Origin of the sequence: Vibrio sp. D54, assembly GCF_021728075.1 — a bacterium.
Taxonomy (GTDB): domain Bacteria; phylum Pseudomonadota; class Gammaproteobacteria; order Enterobacterales; family Vibrionaceae; genus Vibrio; species Vibrio alginolyticus.
Genome location: NZ_JAKKCS010000014.1, coordinates 45001 through 68894, shown reverse-complemented (window position 1 = coordinate 68894; position 23894 = coordinate 45001). Strand labels below are relative to the sequence as shown.

Here is a 23894-nt window from a genome sequence, read left to right as displayed (position 1 = left end):
TCAGTTTCTTTTCTTTACCTTTTGTTAACAATCGATATAAATTACACATAGCGTTTAGAAAAACTATAGGCTCAAGGATGAAAAGTAATCTGATAAGTGGTTTGTGTTTATTTAGCCAAGTCGCGGAGTACAACAGCTTTACTGGCGCCGCAAGACATTTACACCTCACCACTGGTGCCATAAGCCAACAAATTATTCATTTGGAAGCGTTATTAGGTTTTACTTTATTTGAACGCCACTCTCGCGGTATTCGTTTAACCGTAAAAGGCACTCAGTTACACCAAGCGACGCAGTTTCACTTTTCGGAACTGAGCAAATTGCTTGATGAGCTCAAAGTAGAAAAGCAAACCAATGAAATTCGTTTGAAGTTGACGCCTTCTTTTGCTTTCAAATGGTTAGTCCCAAAGCTCGAAAGCTTCCATCATGATAATCCGGATATCCAAGTACAAATCTTTGCGGAAGGTGCGCTGGTAAATAGTGAGATAAAAGACTATGACGTCGCAATTGACTATGGTCTTCATCCTTATAGAAATGCTAACGCGGAGCTGATTTTGGATGAGCATCTGCTACCGGTGATGAGTCCAAAATACCTTGAGGATCATGGCTGGCTAAAAACGTTGTTTGGTGAGCAAAAAAACTCAATGCCAGTGAAGCAATGGCGAGAGGCGACGCTACTACACGATGCGATGCCATGGGAAAAAGCGACGCGTGACTATGAGTGGCTATATTGGGCGTCAGCGATGGGGTTGGATTTTAAAACCGATGTCGGACACTTTTTTAATCGAACGGATATGGCGATGTCTGCAGCCGAAGCAGGCGTTGGGATTGCGATGGCTCGAATGGCATTGATTGAGGATGAATTGACGACAGAGCGTTTGGTTTCTCCATTCAAACCGATTCCTGCCAATGCAGGGTATTACTTGATCATGAACACACGTACGAATGCGACAGAAACGTTTCGTCACTGGTTACTTGGACAGTTGAATTAGCGTTTTATCTCTGTGATTCATCCCTACGTTATTTGTTGAAAAATTGGGCAATATAAGTTTTAAGCAAGGTAAGTGCTTTGCTTGCCGCTATTTGAGTGATGAAAGACAGGGAAGAACATGAAAGACGAAACGCTATCCATCCATTTTGGTTACGAAACTGACCCGACCACTAAATCTGTCGCGACGCCGATTTATCAAACGGTCGCGTACGAGTTTGATAACGCGCAGCATGGTGCTGATCTGTTTAACTTGGAAGTGCCGGGGAATATCTACACTCGCATCATGAATCCGACTAATGACGTGCTGGAAAAACGCATGGCAGCGTTAGAAGGCGGCATTGCTGGATTGGTCGTGAGTGCGGGGAGTGCAGCGATTAACTATGCGATTCTGACGTTAGCGCAAGCGGGCGATAACATCGTTTCTACGCCGCAACTTTATGGCGGTACTTATACCTTGTTTGCGCACATGCTCCCAAATCAAGGTATTCAGGTGAAGTTTGCTAAAGATGACAAGCCAGAAAGTTTGGCCGAATTAATTGATGAAAATACCAAAGCGGTGTACTGCGAGAGCATTGGGAACCCTGCGGGCAATATCATCGATTTAGAACGTGTGGCGGAGCTTGCTCATGCACAAGGCGTACCTGTGATTGTGGATAACACCGTTGCGACGCCAGTGCTTTGCAAACCCATCGAATTTGGTGCGGATATCGTAGTTCACTCTCTCACTAAATACGTTGGTGGGCATGGCACCACATTAGGTGGCGTGATTGTGGATTCCGGTAAATTCCCTTGGGCACAGCACAAAGACCGCTTTCCTGTTTTCAACCAACCAGAACCTTCTTACCACGGCGTGGTGTATACCGAAGCGTTTGGTGAGGCGGCATTTATCGGGCGTGCGCGTACCGTACCACTGCGTAATACCGGAGCAGCATTATCACCGATGAATGCATTTATGCTTATGCAAGGGTTAGAAACGTTACCGCTGCGTATGGAGCGCCATACCGAGAACACACTCAAAGTGGCTGAATTCTTGGAACAGAATGACAAAGTCAGTTGGGTAAGTTATGCCGGATTGCCAAGTTCTGAACACTTCCATCTCGCCGAAAAATACATGAAAGGTAAGCCTTCTGCGATTTTGTCGTTTGGTTTAAAAGATGGTTATGACGCAGGTGTGCGTTTTTATGATGCTTTGAAAATCTTTAAGCGTTTGGTGAACATTGGCGATGCAAAATCATTGGCTTGCCATCCTGCATCGACGACTCATCGTCAATTGAGCGAAGCAGAACAAAAACAAGCTGGTGTGTCTCCAGAGATGATTCGTTTATCGGTGGGTATTGAACATATTGACGATATTCTAGCCGATTTAGAACAGGCACTAAACGCGTAAAACGATTCTGTTTTTAGCTTTGGGTTACCCATAGGTCAGCCTTTAAAAAAGCTGGCCTATTTTTATTTTATTGTTTAAATATCAAGGGTTTTGGTGTTTTTGGTTTGTGGCATTCCAAAAGCTCATAGAGGGTGAGATTTATTCTCTTGTCACGTTTGGGTTTGTTCCTGATTATGTGTGCAAGTATTACACATTGGAAGGGACTCAAATGTCTTACGTATTTCACCGTCATTGCCATGCCACGCTACCAATCATCGATAGAGGTGAAGGTGTTTATCTATTCGATAAGCATGGAAAGCAGTATCTCGATGCTTGTGGTGGTGCTGCAGTATCAAACCTTGGCCACAGTCATCACGCCGTTAAAAAAGCCATGTTGGAACAGATCGAGCGAGTGCCATTTGCTCATACTGGATTTTTTACTAGTGACAACAGTGAGCGCCTAGCAGAATTGATTTGTCAGCACATGCCTGAACAGTTCAACCATGTGTATTTAGTCAGTGGCGGATCAGAAGCGGTGGAGTCGGCACTAAAAATGGCGCGGCAGTATTTCGTGGAATCAGGTAAGCCAGAGAAAAAGCAATTCATCGCGCGTCAGCAAAGTTATCACGGTAATACCTTGGGGGCTCTGGCTGTCGGAGGTAATGAATGGCGACGTGAACCGTTCAAACCCATCTTACACCCGAGCCATCATATCGCCCCTTGCTATGCTTATCGTTATCAGCAGAGTCATGAGTCGGAATTGGATTACTCATTGCGAGCGGCGAATGAGCTAGAGGCAAAAATTCTTGAGTTGGGGGCTGATAATGTCATGGCTTTTGTCGCCGAGCCCATTGTGGGTGCCACAGCTGGAGCTGTGCCTGCAACGCAAGGCTATTTCAAGCGTATTCGCGAAATATGCGACCAATACGATGTGTTATTGATCTTGGATGAAGTCATGTGTGGCGTTGGACGCAGTGGCAGTTTTTTTGCGTTTGAGCAAGAAGAGGCAGAACCCGATCTGGTGTGTATAGCTAAAGGGCTTGGTGCGGGTTATCAACCTATTGGCGCGGTGGTTGCGAATGATCGAGTCTATCAAGCTATTGCTGATGGAAGCGGTTTTTTCCAACATGGTCATACCTTTATGGCGCACCCTGTGGCGTGCGCTGCTGCCGTGGCGACCATTCAAACCATCTTCCAAGATGATTTATTAACGGCGGTGAATCAGCAAAGTGCTTTGCTGCGTAATGAGCTTACTTCTGCATTGGCCCATTTACCGTATATTGGCGACATTCGTGGTAAAGGCTTGTTTTTTGGCATTGAGCTGGTGGCGGATAAAGAAAGCAAGGCGCCTCTGAGTAAAGCCACATTGGCAGACAAACGCATCAAACAGCGAGCAATGGAAAATGGCTTAATGTGCTATCCAATGGGCGGAACGATTGATGGCGTTAATGGGCACCATATCTTGCTTGCGCCGCCATTCATTATTCAGCCTCACCATATTGATGAGCTAGTTGGCAAACTCTCATTAACGCTAAAAGAGGTAGCGAAGGAATGGAATTAGAAAATCGATGTATACGAGAGCCTATCGCTATTATCGTGGCCCCAAACGGTGCAAGAAAAACTAAGCACGATCACGCCAGCTTACCCATGACAACAGACGAACTGGTTGCAGAGGCTATCGCTTGTCAAACGGTAGGGGCTGCCATGATCCATTTGCATGCTAGAGACGCCAACGGACGTCATTCATTAGACATCGACGACAACATGGCAATTTACCATGCCGTGAAAGAAGCGGTGGGACAAAACATGATGGTACAGCTCACCACAGAGGCGGTGGGCTTGTATTCTCCGCCACAACAGATGGCGTTAGTTAAAGCTGTGAAACCAGAAGCGGCTTCTTTTGCATTGAGGGAGTTAATCCCTGATCGCGCAAGTGAGAAAGAAGGGCATGCCTTTTTCCATTGGGTGGCAGAACACAACATCGTGAGCCAAATTATTCTCTACGATGCAACCGACATTGAACGTTATTTCCAACTGCGTGATGCGGGCGTGTTACCTAAAACGCATCAGCATGCATTAGTGGTGTTAGGGCGTTATCACCAAGCTCAACAGTCTTCGCCATGGGATTTACGAGGTTTGAATTTGGCGCATTTTGTCGAGGAAGAAATTCGATGTGCCATTTGTGCTTTTGGCGCGCGAGAGCAAGACTGTTTAGCGAGTGCGATGTTACTTGGATTCGATGTGAGAGTGGGGTTTGAGAATAACCACGTCGATGTGGCAGGCGAATTAGCAATCAGTAACGCGACTCAGGTGGAAGCTCTACGCGATGTGGCGCATCGCTTTGCGATTCCTTTACACAGTGCGCAAAGTTTGCGTTCAGCTTTGAAGTAAATCTGCTCGCGGAAAAGAAAAAAAGAAGAAAGGAAAGTAAAAAGGCTCCATCGGAGCCTTTTCGATATTTGTCGTTAGTTCTCAGTTTGCGCTACAGGTTGACGAGCGGGATGTTTGATAAACACCGCGACAACAGCCGCTATCGCTAATGCAAAACAGTAGTAAGAATTGGCAACTACTTCAAGTGGCGATAGGTTGAATACGGAACCTAGCAGCAGTACTTGAGCACCGTAAGGCAACACGCCTTGCACCACGCATGAGAAAATGTCTAACAAGCTTGCTGAGCGGCGAGGAGAGACATTATTCTCTTCCGCCAGTTGGCGAGCAACGCTGCCCGATACAATGATGGCTACGGTGTTGTTTGCCGTACAGCCATTGACCATTGATACCAAACCTGCAATACCTAGCTCGCTTGCACGACTGTTCGCATGCTTAGAGTGACTAGAGCCAAACGCGTGGATAAGGCTACTAACGAAATTTGTTAGAAAAGCAAGACCACCTTGGCGACGCATCAGTTCACTCAAACCACCAATCAGCATGGATAACAAGAAGATCTCTTGCATGTTACCAAAGCCTTTGTAAACGTCTTGGGCTAGATTAGTCAGTCCGTAATTGTCAATCGATGCCAAGCTCACGCCGCCAGCCAAAAGAATGCCAATCGACAGAACCACAAACACATTCACACCAGATACCGCTAGGATCAAAATAGTGATGTACGGCAAGACTTTTAGCCACTCAATATCGCCAGTTTCAGGCACTTGAGTCGCGGTACTGTTGAAAGCGAACACTGCAATCGCGATCAACGCCGCAGGTAAAGCAATACGAATGTTCTCTTTAAACTTGTCTTTCATCTCACAACCTTGAGAGCGTGTCGCCGCGATGGTGGTGTCAGAGATGATAGAAAGGTTATCACCAAACATAGCGCCGCTCAGTACAACGCCTGCGGTTAACGGTAAGCTCATTCCTGCTGATTCAGCAATACCCAACGCTACGGGGGCAACGGCTGCGATGGTACCCATCGAAGTCCCCATTGCTGTTGCGATAAAAGCAGAAATCAGAAAAATGCCCGGTAAAATCATGCTGGTTGGAATAGCGGATAAACCAAGGTTTACTGTTGCATCAACACCGCCAGAGGCTTTTGCTACCGCAGCAAAGGCACCTGCAAGCAGATAGATCATACACATTGCGATGATGTCTGGGTGGCCAACACCACGCATGAAGTGTTCGATTGAGCGGTTAAGCCTCTCTTTACTTAAAAGAAACGCAATGATGATGGCTGGTAATACCGCGATGGGTGCAGGCAGCTGGTAGAAGGCAAATTCCACGCCTTGCAAAGATAAGTAAGTGCCTACGCCAATAAACAGCGCAAGGAATACAATCAATGGGATCAGTGCGACCGCAGAAGGTGCAACTGTTTTAGTAGTTTGTTGGGAACCGGACATGTAAACGACAATGTTAATGATAAGAGAGAAGAGCAGACTAATATCACATTTCTACATTGTCAACGTCTAGACGTCTAAATGGCTGTTTAAATTTTACACGTAAAGAAAAAGATAAAAGCTCGTGTTGCGTATCTCACTGATACCACGAGCTTTAGTTATGCGCTAATGAAGAGACTGTCGTTATTGCATTGATTTGGCTTTTTTGCGTTTAACAATACCTAAAACCATCCACGTAAATAAGACAGCAGCAAGTGCCCATACCAGATATTTGTATTCTGTGTACAGGTTGCTCAACACGCTTAAATGTTCAAATGCAAAGTGAGTTAACAAGCTGAATGCCAATACCCAAACCGTCGCCGCGAGGGCGTTACCGAGCAAAAACTCTCTACGTGGCATTTTCGCGATACCGCATGCAAGAGGCATAAATTGCTTCATTCCTTCAATAAAGCGGCTGACGACCAAGCACGTAGGGCCGTATTTCTGGATCGTCAATTGAAGCGTTTGCATCTTCGGGCCGGAAATGTAGCCTTTTTTATCTAACCACCCCTCAAAGTAATAACCGATTAAGTAGCCACAGGTATTACCAAAAAAGCAGCTCAGCCACGATACCATCATTACCATACTTAGGTTCATGACTTGTTCTGACGAGAGCAAAGATGCCGCGATCATCAGTGATTGACCAGGCATCGGGATACCTATCCCTTCTAGAAATATGCTGACAATCAGCGCAACGTAGCCATATTGCTCAAGCAAAGGCTTCATTGACATGAGAAGTTCGTTAATATGTTCCAAAAGCTTTCCCCTAATAAAAGCGGAATGAAGTTGGAGTGATACTCCGAATGTCCTATTGGGTCAATTCTTGTTTCTCACCGTTGAGAAAAACTGACATGCCTCTGATAATTGCGCAGAATCAACCTGCAGCTGGCTTTACTCGCCGCCACGCTCTTTGGTAGCGGCGAACTAGGGAGATCCTTATGACTCTTTGGCTTTGGTGAATGCGCCATACAAATCAAGGCGGCGATGACGTAAGTTGGTGACAGAGCCTTCGGTATTAAGCTGTTTCAACTTAGTCAAATCAACATCAGCGAAGATTATCATTTCGGTGTTGGCGCTTGCTTCTGTCAAGGTCGCATCGTGTGGAAAATAGATATCCGACGGTGAAAATACGGCAGATTGTGCGTACTGGATATCGACATTATCAACACGAGGTAAGTTGCCGACACTGCCCCCAATTGCAACGTAGCATTCGTTTTCGATGGCTCGTGATTGGGAACAGATTCGTACTCGTTGGTAGCCATTTTTTGTGTCTGTCCAGAAAGGAACGAACACAATTTGTGCGCCTTGCTCGGCGAGCATTCTTCCCAACTCAGGGAACTCGCTGTCATAACAAATCAGTATGCCGACTTTGCCTGCATCGGTTTCGAACACTTGAACATTGTCACCACCGTCGATCACCCAGTCTTTTTGCTCATGGGGCGTGATGTGGATCTTATATTGAGCGTTTATTTCACCATCTCGTTGCAGCAAGTAGGCCACATTATACAACTTGCCATCCTCGATGACGGGCATACTGCCTGCAATAATGTTGATGTTGTAGGTGACGGCCATCTGCGAGAAGCGGTTTTTGATCTCTTCTGTAAAGCTAGCCAAAAAGCGAATTGCTTCGACGGAATTTTGGTCGTTTTGCAATCCCATCAGCGGCGCGTTAAAGAATTCAGGGAATAGGGCGAAATCGGCTTTGTAGTTCGCAAGAGAAGAAATGAAGAACTCAGCCTGATCGAGCAAGTCTTCTAAGTCATTCATAGCACGCATTTGCCACTGCACAACACCAATACGAATCAGCGTTTTTTCTACATCATGGACGGATTGAATATCCTCTTCGTAGAAAAAGTTATCCCACTCCAGTAGAGTTGCGTAGCCTTTAGAAGCACTATCCTCTGGCAAGTAACCACGCATAATACGCTTTACATCGAAGTCATTTGCAAGCTGAAAAGACAAAATAGGATCGTGAAGCTCACGGCGTTTTATCTTGTCGATGTATTCAGCCACGCTCAATTCGTCAGCATATTTGTGGTAATTCGGGATGCGGCCACCGGCTAAAATTGCTTTGAAGTTCTTACTACGGCAAAGCTCTTTACGCGCATCATACAAACGTCGACCTAAACGTAGCCCTCGATAGTCCGGGTGGACAAATACATCGAGACCATACATGGCGTCACCGGTCACTTGGTTTTGGATGACGTTGTTCTCGGTGATGATGTCGGTGTACAGGTGAGGAAGTGAAAATCGGTTGTAGTCCACTTTGATTGTTAGCGCTGCGCCGACAATTTTTCCGTTATCCTCAATACAGATTTGTCCATCAGGAAACTGATGAATAAGATCCATGATGGTCAGGCGTGGCCATGAGCCACCAACATCAGGAAAAACAAGGTCCATTAATTCCGCGAGCTCTGGGTAATCGGTCGGCTCAATGGTGCGTAAAGAGAGTCTTGGCGTGTTGCTGTCCATATCCTACTATCCATTTATCCTTTTTAAATAGTATGGATGAGAATGCCATAAATTTGAGCAGACAGATACCGAAGTCTTTGAGTTGTTTTGGTTTACCTAAACGAGTTTAAAGAAACAACATTAACTTAGCTTGCTCTTCAGCCATTCGTGAAATGCCACTACTTTTTTAGCTGAAAGTCGATAATTTGGAATCATCACGTAATAACCATAACCGCTCTGTAAAGAGAGGTTGAGAACATGCTGAATGTCCCCTCTTAAAATCGAATACTGCGCCATAAAATCGGGAAGCAAGGCGAGCCCTTTTCCCATTCTGACAGCTTCGCAAGCTAGGTAAAAATGTTCGACGCCTACAGGTTGATAGGTAACGGGAGATTCTACAGTGTAGACAGCTTTAAATTGCTCCCATAGCTGAGGGCGAGTGATTTGAGGTATAAAAGGATAATTGCTAACAGCGTGCACACTCTCAATTGCAGGAGCATTTGTGCAACCGACTAATAACAATGTTTCTTCGCACAGTAAGTTGCTGTATTCATAATGTGTGGATAATGGAAGGCAGCGAATATGTAAGTCACTTTCGTTGCTCGAATCTTTGACGTTCCCATCCCCGGTACAGACTCTTACTCGGATGTTAGGATGTTGCTGGTGGAAGTCATCAATATTAGGTATCAACCAAAGGCTGGCAAAAGAAGGGGTTACGTCCACGGTGAGTAATTCTTGCTTTGAATCTGACTGGATTAAGTTGGCAGTTGCATGCTGAATAAGCTCCAAAGCTTCTGTGACTTGCGGCAGATAACGCTTGCCTTCTTCGGTTAACTCAATACCACTCGTCCCTCTTTGTATTAAAGGTAAACCCACCAATTGCTCCAGCGATGCGATTTGTTTGCTCACTGCGCTTTGCGTAATACATAGGGCATCCGCTGCTTTAGAGAAACTGAGGTAATTAGAGACCGCGACAAACGTCCTTAATGCTCGAATAGAAGGGTATTCACTGCCTTTTAACATACTTCAGTTCCATTAAACTCTGCTTAGGCAAAGAGTAGAGTATTCACGGCTTGAAGCAAAGTAAGATGCAACGTATGTGTGATTAGCTTCCTTTCTTATAAAAACTAGCTAAGCGTTTTTTGACGGATTAATCTACAAGAGTATTTTAGATGTTTATTTAATTTCTTTGAAAAATCTACAAATTAACAAGAATCTTTTTCACATCAGTGATTAACCTCAATTTAGTATTGTTTATATAAAGTAAACAGACAGCTCTTTTTTTCTGTTTTTGTTCGGCGTTCTTTAGAGGATTGTCAGTATTCTATAAAATTAAATATATTTTTCATTAATTTAAAGTTGGCATTGCGTTTGCTCTTTACTATTCGAACCTTCAATGGAACTTATATTAGGAGAACGAAATGAAAAGCAATGTTGTTACTTTGATTAGCCTTTTTTCTTTAGCAACGTTTAGTACTTTATCACATGCTGCGGACTCCAACGATCATGGTGTATATGTTGGCGCCAACTACGGTTACTTAAAAGTTGATGGACAAGATGACTTTGATGATGACAGCGATGTTATTCAAGGTTTAGTTGGTTACCGTTTTAATCCTTACTTAGCGTTGGAAGGTGGTTACATTGATTTCGGTAGCTATGGTAATAACCTAGCAAATGCCGAAACGGACGGCTATACAGCAGCTCTAAAAGTTACCGCTCCCATTGCTGATCGTGTCGACCTTTACGCAAAAGGCGGTCAAATGTGGTACTCGACGGATTACAACGTTGCTGGCTTCCAAGGCAACAAAGATGATGAAGGTGTATTCGCTGGTGCCGGTGTTGGTTTTAAAATTACTGATAACTTCTTAGTTAACGCAGAATATATGTGGTACGACGTAGAACTCAATGCGGAGAATGTCGCGAACGGTGCAAACACGGAAACAGACTTTAACCAAGCATCACTAGGTGTGGAATATAGATTTTAATATTGTTAACAACTCTAAGCCCTAATAAAAAGCGAAGCCTAAATAGCTTCGCTTTTTCTGAACTCAATCTAGTTGAGGATAATAGAGCGTTTTTTAGAATAATTGTTCGTGCCTTTTACTGTCACTCTACTATATTTAGAGCATTTCTAACATGACTATCTAACCTTCTTACTAGTCTCGAAAAACAAATTTTTATCACTCTATAAGTAATACTCGATAGGTCGATCGCTGCGCTACCTGACATTACATTCATGTGACCTAAAATACCGCGAACGTGTTCTGTATACTCGTTTTTTAGTTTTGAGATGTACGCCATAGCTTTAGCTAGTTGATCCCAAGCAGTAAGGCCTACAGTTGCTATTTGTTGTATTATATGACCCAGACCTGAAATTCTTAATAAGGTCAAAATTGAAGAGACTATTTTACTTACCCAACCATCAGTCATCCGAGCATTATATCTATTGTTGAAGTCAAGAAATACGTTGCGTTCTAGGTAAGCTTGAGATTTGGGTTGTAGTGCCGACCACTCATTACTTGTAGCGGTATTGACATAACCCGGAACAGATTTTTTTCCTAGTCCATGAGCGCAGAAGTAGATGCCAGAACTTCCATCTAGCCGATACTCAATACCACCGTGAGTAAATGGCCAAAGAGGAGACATAGGAACTGGATCTGCGCCATGAGTGCAGCGATAGGAAGAATCTAACTCCCTTCTTGCGTATGGTTTAAAGCCAACTTTTGGTGCGCCAAAAGTATATAGGTGTACACTATAGCCGTACTGACTCTTCACCCAATCTGCCGCTAATGAAGCAAGAGCACCACCTAAACTATGACCTACACAGTGTATTGCCTTCGGTGCTTTCATGTTCTTTTTCGAATAACCAGCGATGTATGCTGCAAGTTGTGGCTTTATCGTATTGAAGAGATTTACAAAACCTGCATGTACCCTGTAACCGGATGAGGTACCTGATATCCCAATGTTTCCATCGGTCATAATGTCGCCGATGTTTACTTGAGTGCCACGGAAGGAAAATACCAAAGTATCGGCAAACTCGCCCTTACCTCGACCTATCGCTACAAAATCTGATGTCATTCCACCAAATCCCATAAAGCCACTTGTCGTTCCTTTTTTGACATCATTCCTTAGATCAAATGTAAAAAACTTTGCTATATAACCACTAACGTTACGAACATTAGTTGCGAATACAGAATAAGGGATTTCTGCGATTCTAGATGATAGTTTTGGTGAGAGTGATTGCATTCTTTAATTTCCATATAAGTCAGAGTCAATATATCCAAATAAATCACATTGACTATTTACGTAGTAGTCATCGTTTTCGTCATCATCAATTGAAAAAGCAAAGTACTTAAGAGGGTTTGCTGCATCACAGACTAGATTAGCCATATTGTTTTTTACGTAATCCTCTATTTCATAGCCATCGAACGAACCTTCCCAAATAATAACGCTTTCATCAATATCTAGTTCTGTGGTTAAAACAATAGTTACATAATGTTCAATAAGCGGGATCTTAACGCTCTCTTTGTTCTCATACACAGGAGAAAATTCAAACCGACCATTGCTGTCAGTAAATGTTGATAAGTCTATTGATTTTCCTGAAGCGCTTAAACCAATACTAAGACTAACCTTTTGGTTATTAATCGGCTTCCCTTTTTTTGTTATCACACCATTGATTTGTGGTGTGTATTGGTTAACTTTATCGTTATTCAATATACTCTCTCCAAAACTCATATTAATGCTCAACAATATGATTGTAATAAATCCAAATAAGTAATTTCTCACATCGACTTTTTTCATTTTAAAAATCTATAAATCTATATGTATTGTGTATTTTTACAATATTTAATTTTAACTATGTGATTCATATTGCATTGCTCTGTAACTTGTGAATTTGAAAATTACATTTTTAGATTTATGTTTATCTATTTGACCGATTTTTATTAGAATTAATAAAGTTTAAATCTGGAACACTCAGTCTGCGCTAATCTTAGGTAGTTATATTGTATTGGATTTTTTAGGCTTTCATCAGGTAATGTGAAAGCAAAATAAACGAGAGCTACCGAATGATAAAAACTCTATAAATACTAGGTTTCAGACAATGAAATCGTATTGAAAACAGTTAATTATTCGCTTGGTCAAGAGGTATTTTTATTGCTTTACATCGTAATGCTAGATTGACTTGATAATTTATTTTTCCGCCAATTGTGATAACCAAGAGCAAAAGAAAAGGCTTATTTAGTATCTTTTGATGGTTAGTGATAAACCCAAATTGTTCTACTTTAACCCATCATAATTCTATAACTTAGATTTAGCACTCGTAGTTGTTGATAACTCAAAAACTTAGAACACTTTAAATCGAAGAGCATATAGACACACTTTTGTCCTTGGATGAGTTCTTCTGAACTTCCGTGTAGTTTTGGTGGTGTATTTATGAGCGTATCGTCTGTTACTTAATACTCAACGAGTTTTTAAATCGGCGTACGTTCAGAGTTATGCAGTAATGCTCGTGAAAAGTTATCAGGTAGCATGAGTGCGTGAGAAAAGAAGACAATGTGGATAGTGGGTTGTTGATACAAAAAAGGCCACCCGAGGGTGGCCTTTTCCAAATGTTTGGTGGGCTGGCGGGAGTTGAAAAGATTTCTCAATCTTCGTAAATTCAGTGGCTTATATCGATGTTACCAATTTGGTGTTGCATCAAATGTTACATCAATTTCCTGCTTAAAAAGGAACTGAACCCGCGTCCATGTATTCCTAAATCATTTAAAAATACTAGCTTGTTATAGCAATTCAATCTAAATAAATAGGGCTGATACTGAGCATTTTACCCATCCTCACCATCCATTAATAGCGATTTTAACGCATCGGGAGAAGAAGGGAGTAGTCCGACTTTTAAGCCAAATGGTTTGAATACCTTGTTGAGAATCTCTGTATTGTAGCTGCCCCGATCATTCTCTATATCTGAGAGTGTTTTTCTTGAAACACCGACGAGTTTTGCGAACACATCCTGTTTGAGTCCCAGTATATTAATACGTAAATATTTCAACGCTTGACCTTGCGTAAGTTTACCAAGCAAGAGTTGCTTGATGGTTTTGCTTGCCTCGGTTTTGCGTTCTGATGGACGAGTGGAGGGGGCGATTTTTGAGACTCTCTGATTTATTGAAGTTTTGGGCGATGTATTAACGACATATCTCTCTGATATCTCGTGAGGTGCATCTCGATTGGCCCTTAAACGAGCTATGACTTCTTCTACAGCCTCTCTTTTTTCTGGATCACTTTTATGCATAGCAGCCTCGCTTCATCAGATCCTCTAAAGCTTATGAATTAGTTATTAATGTTATGAGTAAAAAATTACTCATAACATTGATTCTTAGATGTTAATGAGTATTTTCTTACTCACTTAGCTTTTATCTAGATCTCTGAGGTGATCAAGTAAGTATTCGGTGTAGTAAAGCGGCATAACGATGTGCTCTTTCTCTGTTGCTGGAGAGCCTTGAGTGCCTGTAAGTTTGATTGTCTTGTAGGGCTTGCACTTCTCGATGTAGGATTGCAATGATTTCGCACGGGTTCGCTTACCGCTTTTTACTTCTACAGGTACGATACGACCTAGGTCATCAGCGATAATGAACTCTATCTCTGCTCTTGCGTCTCCCCAAGAGAAACTTGGTTCAATGCCTAGCGCAGCGATTTCCTGTTGAACATAGTTTTCAGCGACATATCCCTTGTATTCATAGCCTTGCTGTTTGATTTCACGGTAACCAGTCCCGAGCATATGGTTCAATAGCCCTACATCAAAGAGAAATAGTTTAACTGTATTTTCCTTCTGATAAGCAGCTAAAGGAGAACGAGGCTGTCCTTCAATAGGATGGTTTTTTAAAGCAAGCCGACACTTGTGAAGCCATGTGATCGCACTTTCATATTCAGCATAGCGAGACTTGCGTTCGTGAACTCCCTTGAATTTAAACCGTTTAACGGAGTCGTCGAATACCGAAGATAGTTGAGCGGGAATGCTTCGAAATACAGATTCGATTAGCTGTGCGTCCACTTTTCCAGAGTACTTTCCGAAATCACGCATGTAGCCCTCAATTAAGTTCCTATGGACTTCAGATACGGCTTCAATGCGTTCAATAATACTGAGTTCTGAGTTTTCGAACCATGAGTTTACGGCTTCAGGCATGCCGCCAACAAAATAATAATCGGTCAGTAGTTCGATTAATTTTGTATGAGCCGCTGAAGAGTTCAGCTTTTGGTCAAATGCTTTTTGAAGTACTTTTTCTCCAGATGCCCACAAGAACTCCCTGAAAGTCAGTGGCCTTAAGTTGTGCTGCTCAACTTTTCCAACGGGAAAGGACGTGAGCAATCCGATATTTGAACCACTGGCCGCAACATAAGCTTTGGGAGCCTTTTCTGCAAAGTACTTAAGAGAGGTGACCGCTCTTGGACATTCACCAATTTCATCTAAAATAAGGAGATCTGTCGATGGTTCGAAGATTTCTCCTGTTAAGAGTTCAATGTTGGTGATGATGTCATCAGGGTTTAGAGAGCCTGAAAAGGCTTCCATTAACTCAGGGCTTTCTAGAAAATCGATTCTTAGGACATTTTCGAATGTACTTCCTAATAGTTCCTGCAATAGGAATGTTTTACCAGTTTGTCTAGCACCGTCAATCAGCAAAGGCTTCCTTGTCGGCTTGTCTTTCCAGGTGAGTAGGTTTTCAAGTAGTGTTCGTTTCATCTAGCCACCTCAGTTAAAGTGCTTATCTGGTCGATTGTTTATTACACAAAAATGCGCAATAAAATGCAAGCATTAACATTTAAATGCGCATAAAAATGTATTAAATAACACTTTTATGCGCGTAAAAGTGTTATGTGTGTATTTGTGCGAATGATAGTGTTGGGATTGTGAAGGGAGGTGATGAATCTATGCATCATTTCTGATTGGTTGCTTGGCAAGGTGCTCAATTATCGCAGCGAGAAAGCCCTAACGGACTTTCAGATGCCGAAGTTTCTTGCTGTCTAGCTCTTATAGGTAATAAGCTTTATTAGTAAGTATTCCACTGGTTAAGCAGACAGAACCCTTGGGGTTACAAATAAATGTGGTCTTACCGCCAGCAATGACTTTCTCTACAGCATCATGTTGATGCCCTGCCACCCAATACCTAGCTCTTGAGATCAACTCATTACTCAACCCTGCATGATAATACGGAGCATAATCGCTGCTGGCATTTTGCTCGAAAGCAAAAGCTTCTTTAGATGGAAGGTGGTGAGATATTGCTATATCAACTTTCTCTGGAAAGTTGTTAATGAATGCTTTGTGCTGCTCTTCAATCATTTGATGGCTGATGTACTTTGTATCATTCATCAGTTCTGAGTACGCATCAATCAGTGTAGACGAGTATGTGTGAATAGGAAACCAAAGAGTTCCCCCATAAATGCTATATCCATCTAAATCAACTGACTCATTATTCAAAAAGAACAGGTTTTCAGTTGTATCACTATGAGCCTTAAGCTTGGCTAGTACGGAACCACTAGAATCTTTGAGAACGTCAGAGTTAGCACTAGATTTGCACCCAACGGACGTACTTCTATGGCGGTAGGATTTACTCTTATTGCTATACCATTCATGGTTTCCTGCAATCATTATCACAGTCTTAAAGTGGCGGCAAAGTACATTCTTCACATACGCCATGCATGAGAGGCCGTTCGCTGTGTCACCAGCAACGACCAATGTGGCTTCTTTATCGAAGTCATGCCAAAAGTCGCGGCGTATTCCGTGAGTGTCCAGGTGTAGGTCAGAAACAACGTAAAACTTCAAACTATTATAACCTTAAGATTGATTGACTATCCGATGGTACATCGGTTATTTGGCTTAGAGAAGTGAGCATATACGCTAAGCACTTCTACTCAAGTTACTTGAAGGGTACTTCTGTACACGGTAATTATTGGACGTGTTGTTTAATTTTTCGGCACTAAGATTTAGACACTAACTTTTAGTGTCTAAATCTTAGTTGTCTTTAACTGTATGAAATTATTTGTTTTTTACTGTTTTTGGTAAAGGTGTTTTGATGAGGCAACCTCTCTGAAGCTGGCGAGAGTGTAATTGTACTATCATGATTAAGGCATTTTTATGAGCAAGCCGACTTAAATGATAGTGACGTTGCGCTAAATGGGATTATTGACTTGCTCGATTACGATATCTCTACCAACACAGGCAAGGTAGTTTGAAGTAACTGAAGCCCTCACAGAGCAGCTGGAAGAGATCATTGGTGACGAGCAGGTTGACCTAGACGGAAAGTATTAAGAATAACCCCTATTTGAGGCTGCACAGCATAAAGCTGTGCTTTTTAAGCGGCATGCGCCGCAGTAACGAGTGATGGACATCATGCACAATAGCTTTCTTGCAGTGTATTCTCTAATTCTTTGCCGAGAATAATCTCAAAGTCAGTAAATACAGCAATAGGGCGGCAAGCGCTGCCTTTTTCCTCGAACTGGATGAATCCTTTTGATGATAAGTCGTCGAGTGTTCGTGAGAGTTCGCGGATATGATGGTCGCTAATCTCCGCAAGCTCAGCTAGGCTTTCAGGCTTTTCTCTACTGATCAGAAGCATTAGTTCGATATTCTCATTACATAGTAGCTTTGAAGCTTCATTTAGTGACGTGAACCAAAATGTGGGGAGATGCTTGCTATGATTAATGTTGCCTGCGGCCAAATTAATCATGTGCCTACGAATGAGATCTTCCGATGTAACCCCAATGCGAGCTTTCATGAGTCTATCCTTCTCAGAACGAAGTAATAGAATCCTAGTGTATACGATGCTGTTCTGAAAGGAAAAGTGGATAGATATCCTTTCATTGTTTTAGTGATCGTGTGCATATCCACTTAGGGCATACTAAGTGTAAGATTAAAGATTAAAGATTTCAGAACATAAAAGGAATAGTTATGGCTTTTAAAAAGCGTGGGGCGCGTCATGTAGCCTCGTTAAGCCCTGACCAGTTATTTAGGGAGCTACCTCGACGCAAATATCCAGATGTTCTTCCTCATCAGCAGTTGATGATGCAAAGATATGCAGAAGAAGCTGAAAATCACCGTGATGTCGCTTTACAGTTACCAACAGGCAGCGGAAAAACATTAGTAGGTTTATTAATCGCTGAATGGCGTCGTCGAAAGAATAACGAGAAAATTGTCTATCTCTGCCCAACTAAACAATTAGTAAATCAAGTTGTCGAACAAGCAGAAACCAAGTATGGGTTGTCCGTTTTAGGCTTTACTGGCAAAAAGGCAAATTATGATCCTAGTTCTGTCGCAAAATACAAGCAGGGAATGGCAGTTGCTGTTACAACATACAGTAGCGTTTTCAACACTAATCCATTTTTTGAAGACCCTGATATCATAATTGTTGATGATGCACATGCGGCAGAAAACTATGTTTCAAAGCTATGGTCATTAGAGGTTGAAAGGTTTAATGATGACCACAAAGTTGTTCACGAAGCTTTATGTTCGCTAGTTCGGCCTTATTTAGATGGTACAAGCTATTCAAGGTTAGCTGGTAGTTGGGAAAGCCCTTATGATCAGGGTTGGGTTGATAAGTTACCAACGCCTATCCTACATAAAATCAAGGATGATTTGGTAGATGTTCTGGATGAGCACACGGACGGCACGAAGCTAAAATACTCCTGGTCAATGCTTAGGGCAAATGTTCATGCGTGCCATCTATATATGTCGTCTAAGGGGTTCTTGCTTCGCCCTTTGATTGCGCCGACCTGGGTTCACCCTGCATTTGATAATGCTAAACAACGTATATTTATGTCAGCGACATTAGGTGAAGGAGGTGACCTAGAGAGGCTCTTAGGACGAAAAAATATTTATCGACTAGCTACTCCTGAAGGCTGGGATACTCAAGGTGTTGGTCGTCGGTTTTTTATTTTTCCATCACTTTCTTTAGCTGAAGATGATTGTTTGAAGTTTGATTTGGAATTACTCAAGAAAACTGAACGCAGTTTGGTCTTAGTACCAAGTGAAGTACAAGCAAAGGTGATAAAAGACACCGTTAATGACCAAACCACGCTAAAAGTCTTTGAAGCTAGTGATATAGAAGACTCAAAGAGTATTTTTATTAGCAGTAAAAGTGCAACAGCTGTCGTTGCTAATCGATATGATGGTATTGATTTTCCAGGAGATGAATGTCGCTTATTAGTTATTGAAGGGCTGCCGAAAACTGTAAACTTGCAAGAGCAGTTCTTGATGTCCAGGATTGGTGCTAACGTTCTCTTCAATGAGAGAATACAAACTAGAGTGATTCAGGCTATTGGTCGATGCACCCGATCATTGGAAGATTACTCAGCAGTTGTTGTGAATGGGTCTGAACTTGTAGACTTTTTGGCTGATCCTGCTCGCCGACATTACTTTCATCCAGAACTTCAAGCTGAGTTAGAGTTCGGTGTCGAGCAATCGATAGATAGCACTTTTGGCGACCTAGTCGAAAACTTTTCAATTTTTATTGAGAATGGTGAGGATTGGGAAGAAGTAAACGGTGAAATCGTTGAACTCAGAGCTTCTAAATCGAAAACCAACTTCCCTGGAATTGCTGAGTTGGCAAGTAGCGTCCCTTCGGAAATCGAATATGTTAAAGCTCTTTGGTCATATGATTACGAAGAAGCATTGAACCAAGCGGAAAGAATACTGGGTACTCTAGCTTCGGGAAATTTGCGAGGTTATAGAGCTTTGTGGGAATACTTGGCTGGTTCAGCTGCATACCTTGCTAATGAACATGGGTATTCTGACGCGCAAATTAAAGCGCGAGAGCACTTTGTACGAGCGAAAAAAGCGGCAAAAGACATCCCTTGGCTAGTTGGTTTAAGTCGATATACAAATACTGTCGAAGGGGCAGCCGATGAAGCTAAGAACTTGTTAATTATGAAGCAAGTTGAGAATATAGAGTCATTATTACATTCTTTTGGGTGTATGCATGATAGAAAGTTGTCTCAAAGGGAAAAACAAATTAGGGAAGGTTTGAACTCTGACAGAGAGTTTGAAGAAGCACATAGGTTGCTAGGTGAGCACATTGGGTTTGATGCTCATAAAGTCGAGGTCGATGCGTCCCCTGACCCATGGTGGCAGTTAGCTGATTTGTGTTTTGTGTTTGAAGACCACGCCAATGCTGAAAGTGATACATTAAATGCGACTAAGGCAAGGCAAGTAGCAACTCATCCCAACTGGATAAGATCGAACGTTGATTCATGTAGTTCAGATAAGGTAGAAATCATTCCAATATTACTGTCTCCAGTAACAAAAGTGAAAAGTGGTGGGCATCCTCATTTGGCAGAAGTCATGTATTGGAGCTTAAGTGATTTTAAAGATTGGTCTAGAAAGGTCTTAGATGTAATCAGAAGGCTAAGGACTTCCTTTCAGGAGCCAGGTGACTTGGTGTGGAGATCTGAAGCTGCTGATATCTTGATAACTGAACAACTTGATGTAGAAAGCATCAAAAAAATGCTTATGAGTCAAAATGCTTCGAAGATACTTGAAGTAGTTGTTTAGTCAATGTTTGTTCATATTTTGTCTGTAGTTGTTAGCACTAATATTAATAGAATGGGCTAGATTTTGTACTCTAGCTCGTTTCTATCCAGAGAGAGGCGTGCCAGGACGATCACTGCTAGCACACTGGTGCCCCATAACAAGTTTGAGATACCAGACAACATACTTAGTTTTAGTAATGCTAAAGTGGGCAAAAATCAGTGGCGCTTGATGCAGTATGGTAATGTTGCGCATGGTTTTGTTCTAGTTTTTCCTAGCGCAATTGATTAGATCAAACAGCACTATGCGCGTCTACATATTGATTGTATGAGAAATTATCTGGGGATTCCCTAGAGTTAAGTGTTAACTGTAAAGTAGGCCTTTTTTGTAAGCTTTTGCTGGCGAACTTTAGCTGTTGACTCAAATCAAGAATAACATGGACGTTTAAATGAATGTAAGTGGTTTCATCGTTAATGAAGATTTGTGGCAAAGTCTGAGACACTGCCAGCAAGAAAGTATTCAAACGGCGTTAAGTTACTTAAAAAAGCCGTTAAATGAATATGCGAACTCTTGCCTTATTAGCTTGCCAACGGGTGCAGGTAAGTCGGGTGTAATTAGTATTGTCTCTCACAAAGCAACCCAAAAGCGGGTGCTGGTTTTATGTCATCGACGTGCTGTATGTGATCAACTCTTTAAAGAAATAGATGGGAAGTTCTTTAGTGATCGTGTTGAAGGTGAGGTTATCAAGCGCAAGGCTGTTTATAGTGATGTAAATGATACCTCTAAAAACGGCGTTTATGTTTCCACCTTCCAGAAACTACAAACTTTCGATAGTACTCAGCTTGAGCGGTTAAAGAAAGATGTTGATCTTATTATTATTGATGAGGGGCACGCTGAACCTTCTCCCGTATGGAGCACATTGGTACGCGGTATTGATGCTCATAAAGTCGTTATAACAGCGACCCCGTACAGGAATGACTTGTATCAATTCGACGTTACCGAAGACGCTAGCTATATTTATACCTTTGAAAGAGCACTTGCAGATGGTGTTTTAAAAGAACCAACTTTTGAGTCAATTACTTTAGATGAATTAAGTGGGAAAATCACTGACTTCTTAGACGCTAATGATGGCACAAAGTGCATTATCAAATGTGAAAAGTTCGAAGATATTAAAAGCTATTACGATTTGCTAAACGATGACTTTTCGGTATTAGCAATACATGAACAATTTACTAAAGATGAACGAGATAATGTAAAAGTTTCCGTGCCAGCGAACCTTAAAGGTTCTGATTACCAAGTCATTATTCACCAGCGGAAACTAGATGAAGGTGTCGATATTCCAGAAGCGAAGTTATTGGTTTTAGCCTATGCAGTTAATAGTGGTCGGGAACTAGTTCAAACCATCGGAAGAGTAGTTCGTCTACACGGTGATATTGAGCCTAAGATTTTGGAGATTGAAAACGATGCAAATAGCCAAATGTGGCAGAACTACAGAAAATTTGATCGTTCACTAGATAGTGCTGATTCAGTTAAAAGATTCATAGCATCACTAGACAGTAATAAGTTGATTGAGCGTTACTTAGAAGCATTTCCTGATGTTAGTTATTACGGCAACCGCTTTGTTAGTAAGTTTGACCTTAATACGTTTGAACCTGAGCGCTCTCTTAATATCCCTACGGCATCAATTTGTTTTTTAAATCAGTCGCAAGGCTTCAGTATTCAGCTTTTATCAGACCATCTATACTGGCGCTGCAACAATGCTGGTGAACTCGCGAGAGTCTTTTCTACAGAATCTGGTATTCATGGTGTTATCTCAATCGCGTTCAATAAGTCTCGGTTTTTAACAGACCAGTTTTTCTTTGAGCCTTCATTAGAAATAACATTGTATAAACAGCTCTCAAATAACGTTGTTGCAATTTATGATAGCCGAGGACGCAGGTTTAATGGTGAGAAAGATTTGAAACTCGGCTCTGCTGTGTCTCTCGATAAATTGCTTAAGGTAATGTCATTAGGTGAATCAGCCTCAACGAAAGAAGCGAGTAGTAAATCGATTAGTTCTGCTAGAAAACGTCCTGAAAGCATTGCGGTAAAAGGACGAAACTTAGATCAAATGGCTGACATGCAAGCTAATGCTTCGTATCGGTTAGCCACAATGCGTTGTGATATCTATGACCAACTCAATAAAAAGAAAGGTAGTTATTATGTAGGTGCAGATTCTGGGCGAATCTCAGATCAAAAAGAGTCATCGTTTACTTTGGGTGATCTGAATGATTGGCTTACAGATATAGATAACGTCATATCTGCAAATATTAATATAAAGAACGCCTTAGTGCATTCATATGCAAAGCCAATATCTGTTGATGAAAATTTTGAAGCTTGCAGTTTGATTTTTGATTTTACAGAGTTTGAGTTTCCGATAAGTATTTTTATAGCAGGGGAACAATATACACTCGACAATTCGTTTTTGTATTTAATTTATGACAACGGAACTTTGCTTGTTGATGGTGTTGAGGAAAGTAAAATCTTAGTCAACTTTAATCAAGAAGAACCCTATCTAGAAATTGCACCAGAAACGGAAATAACATATTTACTTGAAGGTGGAGAACAGCAAGACATAACTGATTTTCTCAACGAGCACTTACATAAAGCTCTTTTAGCTAATGGGATAAGTTATTCAAATTGTAAGTTCTATCAATTAACGCTTCCAGTGGCTGATAGTTTTGATTTAGGTGCTTCCAACCTTGCCAATGTTGTTATCGGGCTAGAGTCTCTTGTTGGCGCAAACTTAGATGAGAAAGGATATAAAGATGGTGCTCATCAGGTTGTCGATGGAGGCTTTAGTAGTGATTCGGTTTTCTATTTAGTGGATCAATTAAAAGCTAATGGCTTGGCTAACCCAACAAAAAGCGAACTAGGTCCATTTGCTCCCTACATACCTGATGCAGACTTGCTGATTAACACGGATATGGGAACCGAACCTGCTGACTTTATTGTATCGTCAAAAAACAAGTTAGCATTTGTTCATGTTAAATGTGGCAGTGCAATAAACCCGCGTTCATCAGCAGGAGCACTTGCTGAAGTAGGGGCGCAAGCCATAAAAAATATTGAAATGCTAATTAGTGGAGATACTGAACTGAAGCCTTCAAATTGGAATAGGCTTCATACGGCTTGGCCTACTCCTGAATCTGCTCAAAATATCGCTGAAAGAATTAGAGTTTTCCAAGGGGTTATTTTTACGGCTCAAAACGAGCAAGAAAGATTAGAAAAACTAAATGAGCTGTGGGATACCGTTGCAATGAGAAGACGCTCAACAGCAGTAAAAAAGGAAATTTGGATTGTTGCTGCCAATAGCTTTTCGGCTGCCCATTTTGAGCAACAATTAAAGTTAGGCTCAGAGGCAAATGGCGAAACCTTACAAGCTTTTCAATTATTAAATAGTTGGCTAGCGACTGCGCATGATAATGATGTTGAGTTGAAAGTTTTTGTTTCACCATAGTTTAAGGCAAGAGCTAAGGAATAAATGATGATAGGTGGCCAAATTGCCTAGAGATTTTACAAAATATTATTTTAACAGGCAGACTCTTGGTAACGGACGTTTGGTTTTAGCTGTAGTAAAAGAGTGAAATTGCACCCAAAGATAATCCTCTTCACTCCCTGATTTGCACCGAGGACTGATCCGAATTTGGTTTTTTGATATACGAGAAGTTA

The 23894-nt window shown here is 41.7% G+C and carries 17 protein-coding genes; 7 read left to right on the top strand and 10 right to left on the bottom strand.

All coding sequences use genetic code 11. The features are described 5' to 3' along the window. The first annotated feature begins 77 nt into the window (after positions 1–77). The 4 genes from L3V37_RS17260 (at position 78) to L3V37_RS17245 (ending at position 4745) form a co-directional block, all read left to right on the top strand. The gene (locus L3V37_RS17260) at positions 78–989 is read left to right on the top strand and encodes a LysR substrate-binding domain-containing protein (protein WP_237306676.1); all 912 of its coding nucleotides are present in this window, start codon (positions 78–80) and stop codon (positions 987–989) included. 117 nt (positions 990–1106) lie between these two features. After that, on the top strand, positions 1107–2375 hold the full coding sequence (locus tag L3V37_RS17255; protein WP_005381677.1) for an O-acetylhomoserine aminocarboxypropyltransferase/cysteine synthase family protein: 1269 nt from the start codon (positions 1107–1109) through the stop codon (positions 2373–2375). Positions 2376–2583: 208 nt separating this feature from the next. Further along, positions 2584–3915 (top strand): aspartate aminotransferase family protein, encoded by a 1332-nt coding sequence (locus L3V37_RS17250; RefSeq protein ID WP_237306675.1) that lies wholly within the window; start codon positions 2584–2586, stop codon positions 3913–3915. Further along, positions 3906–4745: a 3-keto-5-aminohexanoate cleavage protein gene (locus tag L3V37_RS17245; RefSeq protein WP_237306674.1), complete on the top strand. Its 840-nt coding sequence runs from the start codon at positions 3906–3908 to the stop codon at positions 4743–4745. The genes L3V37_RS17250 and L3V37_RS17245 overlap by 10 nt, the downstream gene beginning before the upstream one ends. Positions 4746–4819: 74 nt before the next feature. Here the strand turns inward: L3V37_RS17245 and L3V37_RS17240 are convergent, their stop codons facing one another. From L3V37_RS17240 to L3V37_RS17225, 4 genes are all read right to left on the bottom strand, one after another. Beyond that, on the bottom strand, positions 4820–6187 hold the full coding sequence (locus tag L3V37_RS17240) for a Na+/H+ antiporter NhaC family protein (protein WP_213909953.1): 1368 nt from the start codon (positions 6185–6187) through the stop codon (positions 4820–4822). 180 nt (positions 6188–6367) lie between these two features. Next, positions 6368–6955, bottom strand: coding sequence for a DedA family protein (locus L3V37_RS17235; protein WP_237306673.1), 588 nt, complete (start codon positions 6953–6955; stop codon positions 6368–6370). 204 nt (positions 6956–7159) lie between these two features. After that, positions 7160–8695, bottom strand: a complete 1536-nt coding sequence (locus tag L3V37_RS17230; RefSeq protein WP_005381670.1) for a bifunctional GNAT family N-acetyltransferase/carbon-nitrogen hydrolase family protein — start codon at positions 8693–8695, stop codon at positions 7160–7162. A 120-nt stretch (positions 8696–8815) separates the two neighbouring features. Then, positions 8816–9697 carry a LysR family transcriptional regulator gene (locus tag L3V37_RS17225; protein WP_064377310.1) on the bottom strand — a complete coding sequence of 294 codons (882 nt, stop codon included), beginning with the start codon at positions 9695–9697 and terminating at the stop codon, positions 8816–8818. 398 nt (positions 9698–10095) lie between these two features. Here L3V37_RS17225 and L3V37_RS17220 point away from each other — a divergent pair, with 398 nt between their 5' ends. Next, positions 10096–10659, top strand: a complete 564-nt coding sequence (locus tag L3V37_RS17220) for a porin family protein (protein ID WP_237306672.1) — start codon at positions 10096–10098, stop codon at positions 10657–10659. A gap of 121 nt (positions 10660–10780) precedes the next feature. On the opposite strand, the gene L3V37_RS17215 is transcribed toward L3V37_RS17220, so the two are convergent. The 6 genes from L3V37_RS17215 to L3V37_RS17190 all read right to left on the bottom strand — a co-directional run bounded on the left by L3V37_RS17215 (position 10781) and on the right by L3V37_RS17190 (position 17439). After that, positions 10781–11920, bottom strand: a complete 1140-nt coding sequence (locus L3V37_RS17215) for a lipase family protein (RefSeq protein ID WP_237306671.1) — start codon at positions 11918–11920, stop codon at positions 10781–10783. A gap of 3 nt (positions 11921–11923) precedes the next feature. Then, positions 11924–12475 (bottom strand): DUF6795 domain-containing protein, encoded by a 552-nt coding sequence (locus L3V37_RS17210; RefSeq protein WP_237306670.1) that lies wholly within the window; start codon positions 12473–12475, stop codon positions 11924–11926. Between the two features lie 1024 nt (positions 12476–13499). Further along, positions 13500–13961 (bottom strand): helix-turn-helix transcriptional regulator, encoded by a 462-nt coding sequence (locus tag L3V37_RS17205; RefSeq protein ID WP_237306669.1) that lies wholly within the window; start codon positions 13959–13961, stop codon positions 13500–13502. A gap of 114 nt (positions 13962–14075) precedes the next feature. Continuing rightward, positions 14076–15407 carry an ATP-binding protein gene (locus tag L3V37_RS17200; RefSeq protein WP_237283633.1) on the bottom strand — a complete coding sequence of 444 codons (1332 nt, stop codon included), beginning with the start codon at positions 15405–15407 and terminating at the stop codon, positions 14076–14078. 288 nt (positions 15408–15695) lie between these two features. Continuing rightward, the gene (locus L3V37_RS17195) at positions 15696–16487 is read right to left on the bottom strand and encodes a metallophosphoesterase (RefSeq protein WP_237283634.1); all 792 of its coding nucleotides are present in this window, start codon (positions 16485–16487) and stop codon (positions 15696–15698) included. A 565-nt stretch (positions 16488–17052) separates the two neighbouring features. After that, positions 17053–17439, bottom strand: a complete 387-nt coding sequence (locus L3V37_RS17190; RefSeq protein ID WP_130349329.1) for a transcriptional regulator — start codon at positions 17437–17439, stop codon at positions 17053–17055. Positions 17440–17612: 173 nt separating this feature from the next. Here L3V37_RS17190 and L3V37_RS17185 point away from each other — a divergent pair, with 173 nt between their 5' ends. Both L3V37_RS17185 and L3V37_RS17180 read left to right on the top strand, forming a co-directional pair. Then, complete coding sequence (locus L3V37_RS17185; RefSeq protein ID WP_237306668.1) at positions 17613–20210, top strand: DEAD/DEAH box helicase; 2598 nt, start codon at positions 17613–17615, stop codon at positions 20208–20210. Between the two features lie 424 nt (positions 20211–20634). Further along, a complete protein-coding gene (locus L3V37_RS17180) occupies positions 20635–23682 on the top strand; it encodes a DEAD/DEAH box helicase (protein ID WP_222754712.1) in 3048 nt (1015 codons plus the stop codon). Positions 23683–23894 lie beyond the last annotated feature (212 nt).

What these genes read in the sequence shown, in the direction of transcription:
- L3V37_RS17200 (WP_237283633.1), bottom strand. Translation starts at nt 15,407, where the DNA reads ATGAAACGAACACTACTTGAAAACCTACTCACCTGGAAAGACAAGCCG.
- L3V37_RS17260 (WP_237306676.1), top strand. Translation starts at nt 78, where the DNA reads ATGAAAAGTAATCTGATAAGTGGTTTGTGTTTATTTAGCCAAGTCGCG.
- L3V37_RS17220 (WP_237306672.1), top strand. Translation starts at nt 10,096, where the DNA reads ATGAAAAGCAATGTTGTTACTTTGATTAGCCTTTTTTCTTTAGCAACG.
- L3V37_RS17230 (WP_005381670.1), bottom strand. Translation starts at nt 8,695, where the DNA reads ATGGACAGCAACACGCCAAGACTCTCTTTACGCACCATTGAGCCGACC.
- L3V37_RS17250 (WP_237306675.1), top strand. Translation starts at nt 2,584, where the DNA reads ATGTCTTACGTATTTCACCGTCATTGCCATGCCACGCTACCAATCATC.
- L3V37_RS17210 (WP_237306670.1), bottom strand. Translation starts at nt 12,475, where the DNA reads ATGAAAAAAGTCGATGTGAGAAATTACTTATTTGGATTTATTACAATC.
- L3V37_RS17205 (WP_237306669.1), bottom strand. Translation starts at nt 13,961, where the DNA reads ATGCATAAAAGTGATCCAGAAAAAAGAGAGGCTGTAGAAGAAGTCATA.
- L3V37_RS17190 (WP_130349329.1), bottom strand. Translation starts at nt 17,439, where the DNA reads ATGAAAGCTCGCATTGGGGTTACATCGGAAGATCTCATTCGTAGGCAC.
- L3V37_RS17235 (WP_237306673.1), bottom strand. Translation starts at nt 6,955, where the DNA reads ATGTCAATGAAGCCTTTGCTTGAGCAATATGGCTACGTTGCGCTGATT.
- L3V37_RS17215 (WP_237306671.1), bottom strand. Translation starts at nt 11,920, where the DNA reads ATGCAATCACTCTCACCAAAACTATCATCTAGAATCGCAGAAATCCCT.
- L3V37_RS17255 (WP_005381677.1), top strand. Translation starts at nt 1,107, where the DNA reads ATGAAAGACGAAACGCTATCCATCCATTTTGGTTACGAAACTGACCCG.
- L3V37_RS17240 (WP_213909953.1), bottom strand. Translation starts at nt 6,187, where the DNA reads ATGTCCGGTTCCCAACAAACTACTAAAACAGTTGCACCTTCTGCGGTC.
- L3V37_RS17225 (WP_064377310.1), bottom strand. Translation starts at nt 9,697, where the DNA reads ATGTTAAAAGGCAGTGAATACCCTTCTATTCGAGCATTAAGGACGTTT.
- L3V37_RS17185 (WP_237306668.1), top strand. Translation starts at nt 17,613, where the DNA reads ATGGCTTTTAAAAAGCGTGGGGCGCGTCATGTAGCCTCGTTAAGCCCT.
- L3V37_RS17180 (WP_222754712.1), top strand. Translation starts at nt 20,635, where the DNA reads ATGAATGTAAGTGGTTTCATCGTTAATGAAGATTTGTGGCAAAGTCTG.
- L3V37_RS17245 (WP_237306674.1), top strand. Translation starts at nt 3,906, where the DNA reads ATGGAATTAGAAAATCGATGTATACGAGAGCCTATCGCTATTATCGTG.